The organism is Megamonas sp. (assembly GCF_986095205.1).
Genome location: NZ_CFQVBI010000031.1, coordinates 1 through 5,545 on the forward strand (window position 1 = coordinate 1; position 5,545 = coordinate 5,545).

The window sequence follows — 5,545 nt, forward strand, 5'->3', positions numbered from 1 at the left end:
GTGTTAAGCACGCCGCCAGCGTTCGTCCTGAGCCAGGATCAAACTCTCCAAAAAAAATTATTTTTCGAAGAACCGATTGGCTCTTAATTATCTGTTTAAAAAGAATTTATTAGGTAATCTGCTATAAAGCAGATACCGCACATTCGTTTATGTTAGAAAACATATTGTGCATTGTTTAGTTTTCAAAGAACATTCCTATTTTCGCAACTCTCTCGAGCTGACTTTAAATATTATATCTTATGTTTTTTGTTTTGTCAACAACTTTTTTCAAACTTTTTTATTTTGTTTGTTTTGCCGTTTTCAAAACTCTTTATTTTGTTTGTTGCTCATCAGCAACGTTGATTATTATATATCATATACATAAAACTTGTCAATAACTTTTTTAAACTTTTTTATAAAAATATAAAAAAAGTTTAAAAACCCATATATATCAATATATTAAGGCTTAAAAACAATAAAAGAATAGCCACTTTTATAAGTTACTATCCTTTTATTTTTCTTCATTATTTTTACTTATATATACCTATATATTTCAATAAAGATAAAATCAAACCATCTTTTAAATCTACAGCTTGGTGTGGACATAATTCTTGACAACAATAACATCTTATACACTTTTGATAATCAATATTTACTTTTTTATCTATTATAGTTATTGCTTTTGGTGGACAATGATGACTACATCTACCACAAGCTACACAATTTTTATTTATTACAGGTTTAGATGTTAATTGATTTTGCCCCAATTTTAAAATAAATTTTGGTACATATGTATCTTGCATAGATTTATATGTATGTGGCTTTGCGAAATGAAATTGCTCATCTTTTCCATCACCAACAACTTTTATATCTTTTAAACGAATAATTCTTTTTTCTTCAATACCAGCTGCAGCAATAGGCATTGCTTCTGCATCAAAGCCCATCTTATCTGCCATAATTAAATCAGCAGCAAAACCGTCACTACTTGCGATAATGATTTTAGCATCTACAACATCACCACTCATTGGACCTTGACCTTCCATAGCTGTTATACCATCAATAATGTTTAATGTCGGTTTTATTGTTTGATACAAATCTACCATCACATGGGCAAAATCTATATGTTTTTGCATTCTTAAATGAAATCTAGCTTTATCTGTACCTACTATACAGCCAAAAAGATTTTTAACAGCTCCTGTAACTCCCATAAAAACATGGGTTTTCATCTTTGCTACTGAAATGATTTTGTCAAAATCAGATAAACAATCTACCAACTCAAATTGTTTAATAAATCTACCTTCCATATAATTGTAGGCTTTACTTTGTTTAAAATATACAAATGGAACGTTTTCCTCTTCACAAATTGTTAATATACCTGTTCTTTTTGCTGTAGATTTTAAATTGCTAATTCCTGGTGAATCGCCAACAGCCGGTAAAGCTCCCATATTTTTTACTGCTTTTATAACAGCTCTTACTACTTCTGGATGAGTTGTTACTGCTTTTTCAGGTGTTACATTCGTCAACATATTAGGTTTTATTAAAACCTTATCACCTTTTTTTATAAAATTTTGCCAACCTCCAATTAAATTCACTGCATCATTTACAGCCTTATCTACAATTTCGATATTATAATTATCAGCTTTTACTACTGATACTTTCATTACTTATAATTCCTTTCATTAATAAAAATGCCAAAACTCAATAAATAAGTCTTGGCATTTTCATATTATTTACCAGCAATAAAACTATCTGGTTTTTCTTGTGATAAACCATAATGATATAAAATAGCTTCAATAATTCGTTTAGAAGCTTTACCATCACCATATGGGTTACATGTATTTGCCATACGTTGATATTCATCATGATCAGTCAATAAATATTTTGTTTCTTCATATACTTTTTGACGTTCTGTACCAATTAATTTTACAGTACCTGCTTTAACTGCTTCAGGTCGTTCTGTTGTATCACGAAGAACTAATACAGGTTTTCCTAAAGATGGAGCTTCTTCTTGAATTCCGCCTGAATCAGTCAATACTAAAAATGCTCTATGCATTAAATTAGCAAATGGCTCATAATCTAATGGATCAATTAAATGTACAGCTTTGATATTGCCCAATTCTTCATTAACCACTTCACGAACTTTTGGATTTTTATGCACTGGGAATACAATTTCTACATCATCAAATTCATTGACTATATCTTTTAAAGCTTTATATACATGACGCATTGGTTCGCCTAAATTTTCACGACGATGAGTTGTTACCAAAATGATACGTTTATTTTCATAATCTATATTTGCTAATTTTTCATCATCAAATTTAAAATCATCTGTTACTGTCTTATGCAATGCGTCGATAACTGTGTTTCCTGTTACAAAAATTTTATCTTCTTTTGTTCCTTCAGCTTTCAAATTACCACTAGCTGTATCAGTAGGGGCAAAATGAAGATCTGCTATTGCACCTGTCAATTTGCGGTTCATTTCTTCTGGGAATGGTGAATATTTATTATATGTGCGCAAACCAGCTTCTACATGACCTACTGCTGTTTCATGATAATAAGCTGCTAATGCACCTGCAAAAGTAGTAGTTGTATCACCATGAACTAATACTATATCAGGTTTTTCTTTAGATAATACTTCATTTAAGCCATTCATAGCTTTAGTTGTAATATCAAACAAAGTTTGACCTTGTGCCATGATATTTAAATCGTAATCTGGCTTAATATTAAATAAATTCAAAACTTGGTCCAACATATCACGATGTTGAGCTGTTACTGCAACTATTGGTGTGATTAAATCAGGATATTTTTTCAATTCCAACACCACAGGTGCCATTTTAATTGCTTCTGGTCGTGTACCAAAAACTGTCATTACTTTAATTTTCTTCATATTTATACCTCATATATACAAAAAAGGCAGGTTTTCCCTGCCTTTTCTTTAATAACTAATGTGTTCCTGCATTATTTTTCATACTGAAAATACCTATTTTTTTAGCACCAAATAGGATTATTACAGCTACAAATACAACAATCATAACAGCTACACTAGTACTTACTTCAGTTAAGGCAATCGCCGCTAAACCTAAGAATGCACTGAAAACATACATTAAGAGTACAGCCTGTCTTTGAGAAAAGCCCATTGCCAATAAACGATGATGTAAATGTCCTTTATCTGGCTTAAATATAGGAACTCCTCCACGGTAACGACGTACAATCGCAAAAGTAGTATCTAATATTGGTAGTCCTAAAGCTAATATCGGTACAATAAGCGCTATAGTAGCAGCACTCTTTACAGCACCTATAACAGAGATAGCCGCAAACATATATCCTAAGAACATACTGCCTGTATCTCCCATGAAAATTCTTGCTGGATTAAAATTATAATGCAAAAATCCTAAAGATGCACCTGCTAAGGCTGCTGTTAAAAATACCACTGGTAAATCACCACTTTGCAAAGCTACTAAAAGTATAGTAACAGTCGCAATTGTTGATACCCCAGCTGCTAAACCATCTAAACCATCAATCAAATTAACTGTATTAGTAATTCCAACTATCCAAAAAATAGTAACTGGAATTGCTAAATATTCCAAAAAGATAAAATCACCAAATGGGTCTGTAATAAAATCAATTCTAATATCAAATGCCACTAAAATACATGCAGCCAAAATCTGTCCTAATAACTTCACTTTTGCAGGAAGACTGATGAAATCGTCTATTATACCTACAATTACAATGAAAGTTCCACCTAATAATAAACCTACAATTTCTTTGCTAAAATCAAGCATACTACAAACTGCTATCATGAAAGCCAAATAAATCGCAAGTCCTCCTAAACGAGGAATAGGTTTTTTATGAACTTTTCTTGGGTCTGGCTTATCCATGGCACCTGTTTTAACTGCAAATTTTATAACTAACGGTGTTAGGGCATATACAGCTATTAATGCTGTAATAAATGCTAAAAAATAACTAGGCATTACATTCGCACTCCTTTTCCATTAACACAGATTATAACTCACTAATAATTTGATTGTCAATAAATAATCAAGCCTATTTTGCTTATTTATCATTGTATTTCACTAGGAGCTACCTCAATAATGGAACCATCTGTTTCTAAATATACAACTTTTGCAATCATAGCATTTTTTAACATTCTACGACAAAGTAAGCAAGGTTTACCAGATGCTAATGTACCATCTGCATTATAACCTACTATATAAATAGTTGCTCCCTTCATCTTTACAGGGTCAGCTGCAATAACTGCATTTTGTTCAGCATGAACTGCTACACAAAGCTCATAACGCTGTCCTTTCGGAACATTATATTTTTCACGTTCACAATTACCAGTATCTATACAGTTTACTTCGCCTCTTGGTGCGCCATTATAACCAGTGGAAATAATGATTTTATCTTTTACAATAATTGCACCATATTTGCGTCTTAAACATGTGGAACGTTTGCCCACTGCTGTGGCAATATCTAAAAAATATGTGGTCCAATCAGGACGAACTTGTTTTGTCATTTATAAAAACCTCTTAAATAGTACCAAAAATTCTATCGCCAGCATCGCCAATACCTGGAACAATATATCCATGTTCGTTCAAATGGTCATCTACACAAGCTGTGTAAACTGGGATGTCTGGATGTCTTTCATTAAATGCCTTTATACCTTCTGGAGCAGATAATAAACACATGAAAATCATGGATTTTGCTCCACGTTTTTTTAGCATTTCTACAGCTTCTATTGCTGAACCACCAGTAGCAAGCATAGGGTCTACTACTAATAATAAACGTTCATCAATATCTTTTGGCATTTTACAAAAATATTCAACTGGCTCTAATGTTTTTTCATCACGATATAGACCAATATGACCAATCTTAGCAGCTGGTATCAAATTAATAATACCATTAACCATGCCAAGACCTGCACGTAAAATAGGAACTACTGCCACTTTTTTTCCTGCTAATGTTTTTGCTACACATTTTGCCACAGGAGTTTCTATTTCTATATCTTTTGTCGGGAAATCTCTTGTTACTTCATAAGCCATTAACATAGAAATTTCATCTAATAATTGACGAAAATCTTTTGCACCTGTTTCTTTTTTACGCATTAAAGTCAACTTATGTTGAATTAATGGATGTTTTATAATATTTACTTTTAAATCTGACATAATATCCTCTTATTTTTCTTATTCTTCATATAATGGGAATTTCTTACAAATAGCTTGAACTTTTGCTTTTGCTGCTTCAATAACAGCGCTATCTTCACGATTTTCGATAACATCAGCAATGATATCTGCTACCTCACGGATATCTTCTTCTTTTAATCCTCTAGTTGTAAGTGCTGGTGTTCCTAGGCGAATACCACTTGTTACAAATGGGCTCAATGGTTCAAATGGAATTGTGTTTCTATTTGCTGTGATACCTATTTCATCTAACAAGAATTGTGCTTCTTTTCCTGTGATATTTTTAGAGCGCAAATCTACCAGCATTAAATGATTATCTGTACCACCTGATACAATTCTAAATCCTTTTTTCACAAGTTCATCTGCTAGGGCTTTTGCATTATCTA

At 32.1% G+C, this 5,545-nt stretch carries 5 protein-coding genes and 1 pseudogene; all 6 read right to left on the reverse strand.

From position 1 onward, the window contains the following. Window positions 1–509 precede the first annotated feature (509 nt). Entirely contained in the window at window positions 510–1,640 is a 1,131-nt protein-coding gene (locus AC5LAX_RS04270) for a DUF362 domain-containing protein (RefSeq protein WP_278850348.1), read from the reverse strand. A gap of 65 nt (window positions 1,641–1,705) precedes the next feature. Continuing rightward, complete coding sequence (gene wecB, locus AC5LAX_RS04275; protein ID WP_008540014.1) at window positions 1,706–2,866, reverse strand: non-hydrolyzing UDP-N-acetylglucosamine 2-epimerase; 1,161 nt, start codon at window positions 2,864–2,866, stop codon at window positions 1,706–1,708. Window positions 2,867–2,921: 55 nt separating this feature from the next. Continuing rightward, window positions 2,922–3,950, reverse strand: a complete 1,029-nt coding sequence (locus AC5LAX_RS04280; RefSeq protein ID WP_018999742.1) for a glycosyltransferase family 4 protein — start codon at window positions 3,948–3,950, stop codon at window positions 2,922–2,924. Between the two features lie 89 nt (window positions 3,951–4,039). Next, window positions 4,040–4,495, reverse strand: coding sequence for a deoxycytidylate deaminase (locus AC5LAX_RS04285; RefSeq protein ID WP_008540012.1), 456 nt, complete (start codon window positions 4,493–4,495; stop codon window positions 4,040–4,042). Between the two features lie 13 nt (window positions 4,496–4,508). Beyond that, a complete protein-coding gene (gene upp / locus AC5LAX_RS04290; RefSeq protein WP_008540011.1) occupies window positions 4,509–5,144 on the reverse strand; it encodes a uracil phosphoribosyltransferase in 636 nt (211 codons plus the stop codon). Window positions 5,145–5,162: 18 nt separating this feature from the next. Then, window positions 5,163–5,545 (reverse strand): annotated as a pseudogene (locus AC5LAX_RS04295) (serine hydroxymethyltransferase); the annotation flags it as partial.